At 63.8% G+C, this 3,761-nt stretch carries 3 protein-coding genes and 2 pseudogenes; 4 read left to right on the plus strand and 1 reads right to left on the minus strand.

Features of this window, described 5'->3' with window-relative positions; all coding sequences use genetic code 11:
- The 4 genes and pseudogenes from WCE35_RS18670 to WCE35_RS18685 all read left to right on the plus strand — a co-directional run.
- Nucleotides 1-299 (plus strand): annotated as a pseudogene (locus tag WCE35_RS18670) (alkene reductase); the annotation flags it as partial.
- Between the two features lie 109 nt (nucleotides 300-408).
- The gene (locus tag WCE35_RS18675; protein WP_424594808.1) at nucleotides 409-882 is read left to right on the plus strand and encodes a GFA family protein; all 474 of its coding nucleotides are present in this window, start codon (nucleotides 409-411) and stop codon (nucleotides 880-882) included.
- 10 nt (nucleotides 883-892) lie between these two features.
- Nucleotides 893-2,557, plus strand: a complete 1,665-nt coding sequence (locus WCE35_RS18680; protein WP_424594809.1) for a thiamine pyrophosphate-binding protein — start codon at nucleotides 893-895, stop codon at nucleotides 2,555-2,557.
- 56 nt (nucleotides 2,558-2,613) lie between these two features.
- A complete protein-coding gene (locus WCE35_RS18685) occupies nucleotides 2,614-3,177 on the plus strand; it encodes a DinB family protein (protein ID WP_424594810.1) in 564 nt (187 codons plus the stop codon).
- 171 nt (nucleotides 3,178-3,348) lie between these two features.
- On the opposite strand, the pseudogene WCE35_RS18690 reads toward WCE35_RS18685, so the two are convergent.
- Nucleotides 3,349-3,761: pseudogene (locus tag WCE35_RS18690) on the minus strand (5,10-methylene tetrahydromethanopterin reductase); the annotation flags it as partial.

Genomic DNA, 3,761 nt, shown 5'->3' on the forward strand with positions numbered 1-3,761 from the left:
CCGGCCGCGCCGAGGTCAACCACCAGAACGTGCCGGCGGCGATGGTGCTGTTCCGCCCGTTGTGGCGCGGCAGGCTGATCACCGCCGGCGGCTTTACCGGAGAGACCGCGGAAGCCGCGATCGCCGCCGGCCATGCGGATGCCATCGCCTTCGGCCGCATCTTCATCTCCAACCCCGATTTGCCGCGCCGGCTGCGGCACGGGTTTCCGCTGACGCCCTACAACCGCGCGACCTTCTATGGCGGCGATGCGGCGGGGTACACCGATTACCCCGCGCATGAGGAGCTGGCGCGGGCGTGAGATTGCCGTCATTGCGAGCGCAGCGAAGCAATCCATCAAGCCGCAAACAAAGAATGGATTGCTTCGTCGCCTTCGCTCCTCGCAATGACGGCCGAGACAGAAGGCGTAAATGGCAACAGCAGCGGGAATCTCCACCGGCCAATGCCTGTGCGGAAAAGTTTCTTTCGAGATCGACACGCCCGCGCGCTGGGCCTGGCACGATCATTCGCCGGCGAGCCGGCGCGCCCATGGCGCGGCGTACGCGACCTATGTCGGAAGCTGGCGCAAGCGGTTTCGCATCGTCAAAGGCCACACGGCTATCGCGCGCTACGAGGACAAGGCCACGAAAACGGCCCGCAGCTTCTGCGCCCATTGCGGCACGCCGCTGTTTTATGAGCGCGCCCGCTCGCCGCATATGGTCAACATTTCTCGCGCGCTGTTTTCGGGCCGCACCGGCCGCCAGCCGCTCTATCACATCGCGATCGAGGAGCTGCAGGAATGGGCCTATACCGGCGAGCCGTTGGTGCCGTTGAAAGGCTTCCCGGGCGTGGTCTGGCAGCGCTCGAAACGGAAGAAGCGCGCAGGTCATGAGGGAATTTTCTGAAGGAGGAAACATGAAGAATCGCATCACCGGGCGCTCGGCCTTCCTCGCGCTTCTGAAGGACGAGGGCATCACGCATCTGTTCGGCAATCCCGGCACCACCGAATTGCCGATCATGCACGCCCTGAAGGACCATCCCGACCTCACCTATGTGATGGCGATGCAGGAGAGTCTCGTGGTCGCGATGGCCGACGGCTTCAGCCGCGCCTCGGGGAAACTCGTCGCCTGCAACGTCCATGTCGCGCCCGGCCTCGGCAACGCGATGGGCTCGCTCTATAATGCAAGTTTTACCGGCACGCCCTTGATCCTCACCGCCGGCCAGCAGGAGCAGGGCCACGGCCTGACGGAGCCGGTGCTGTATGGGCCGCTGGTGCGGATGGCCGAGCCACTGGTGAAATGGGCGGTCGAGGTGACGCGGCTGGAGGATCTGCCGCGGATCGTGCGCCGCGCCGCCAAGATCGCCACCACGCCGCCGACCGGGCCGGTGTTCATCTCGCTGCCCGGCGATATCTTGAACTCGGAGGCCGGCATCGAGCTCGGCCGCTCCACCCGTGTCGATACCCGCGTCAAACCGTCCGACGAGGCGCTGCAGGCGCTGGTACAGCGCATCCTCAAGGCCGAGCGGCCGGTCATCATCACCGGCGATGAGATCGTCAAGAGCAATGCGCTCCACGAAGCCGCCATGCTCGCGGAAACGCTGGGCTGTCCGGCCTATCAGTCGTCGACGCCCTATGGCGCGAGCTTCCTGTCGGAGAGCCCGTGCTTCATGGGCGCGCTGACGCGGCTGCAAAAACAGGTCCGTGAGACGCTCGCACCTTACGATCTGATGATCGTGCTCGGCGCCGATCCGTTGCGGATGTCGGTTTACAGCGAGGTTGATCCGCTGCCGGATGGAATGTCGATCGTGCAGATCGGCCTGGTCGATTGGGATCTGGCCAAGAACTACGGCGCCGAGGTCGCGCTGAAGGCCGATGTGAGGGAAACCCTGCGGACGCTGATTCCCGCGCTGAAATCCGCCGGCGGCGCTGCGCTCGAGACTCGTGCGAAGCAGGGGCTGACCGCGCTGGCGTCGAACAACTGGACGGCAAAACGCAAGCCGCTGGTCGAGCAAATCGCCAAAGCCGGCAATCGGTCGCCGATCGATCCGGACTGGCTGGCATTGCAGGTGGTCGAGGCGATGCCCGACAATGCCATCCTGGTCGATGAGGGGCTGACGTCGTCGCGGCAGATGCTGGCGCTGCGCCCGCATCGCGACCGCTACGGCTATCATGCACTGGCTTCCGGTGGCATCGGCTGGGGACTGCCGGCTTCCGTTGGCGTCAGCCTCGCCAATCGCGACCGGCCGGTGGTGTGCTACTCCGGCGACGGCTCCTCGATGTATTCGATCCAGTCCTTGTGGACCGCGGCCAACCACAAGCTGCCGCTGACCTTTGTGATCGTCAACAATGGCGGCTATCGCATCATCAAGCAAAGGCTGCTCGCATTCCATGGCGACGATCACTATGTCGGCATGGATTTTATCGACCCGCCGGTCGATTTTGCCGGAGTTGCAAAGTCGCTTGGACTGGAGGCGATCAAGATCACCGATCCGAAGGAGTTGAAGCCGGTGCTGTCGTCGGCATTCCAACGGCCGGGTGCGAAACTGGTCGAGGTGGTGGTCAATAACTCGGTGAATTGATCGCAGCTCATCAACCGGCTGGAGCCGAACAACTTCGAATGATCTGGACTGTGGAGGTGCCGATGGATGCCGTCCTTCCCTACCGTGCCATGGCCTACAACAATGGCTGGGCCAACCATCGTCTGCTCGCGGCCTGTGAGCGGCTGTCGCAGGCTGATTTCGTGGCCCCGCGGGCCGGTTTCTTTCCAAGCCTGCGCGCGACGCTCAACCACATCCTGATCATCGATCTGTTTTACGTGGACGCGATGGAGGGCGGCACGCTTGGGCCGGCAGCCTGGGCGGACCCGGAGCCTTGCGAAACCGCGATCATGCTCCGAAAGGCGCAGAAGCAGGCGGACCGGCGATTGATTGCTGTCGTCGAGCGCTTGGGCACGGCCGATCTCAATCGTGTCGTTGACATCCACCGCGGTGATCGCATTCAACGCGAGCGGATCGATCGGCTGCTGCTTCACCTGTTTCAACATCAGATTCATCATCGGGGTCAGGCTCACGCGATGTTGAGCGCTACCGAAATCTGCCCGCCGCAGCTCGACGAGTTCTTCGCCGCGGGAGAGGCGCCGCTGCGCGCCAGGGAGTTCGAAGAGCTGGGATGGGCAGAGGACACGGTCTGGGCCAACTGAGTTATGGCCGCGCAAGACCGATCGGGATGGTGGTCCATAATTCGGTGAATTGAGTTTGCGATCCATCAACCCGTCATTGCGAGAAGCGAAGCGACGAAGCAATCCATTCTTGCTTTGTGGCCAGATGGATTGCTTCGCTTCGCTCGCAATGACGCTGATAAATCATCGCTTCTATTCCGCCGCCGCAGCCCTCGGCTTAACGCGATACCCCGACGCCGGATGCGGCGCGGCGAGCCGCGCGCGCCCCGCGCCGAACAGTTTTTCGCGCAGCGTCCCCTTGGCATAGGCGTCCTTGTAGCGCCCGCGCCTTGTCAGTTCCGGCACCAGCATGTCGGCGATATCCTCGAAATCACCGGGCGAAACCGCGAACGCGACGTTGAGGCCGTCGACGTCGGTCTGTTCGAACCAGGCCTCGATCTCGTCGGCGACCTTTTCGGGCGTGCCGACCACCACCGGGCCGATGCCGCCGATGCCGACATGTTCGGCGACCTCGCGCACGGTCCAGACCCGGTCCGGATCGGCGCGGGTGATGTTGTCCATCGCGGTGCGGCCGGCATCGTTCTGGACGTGGCGGACCTGCTGGT

Source organism: Bradyrhizobium sp., from assembly GCF_049691595.1.
Classification (GTDB): domain Bacteria; phylum Pseudomonadota; class Alphaproteobacteria; order Rhizobiales; family Xanthobacteraceae; genus Bradyrhizobium.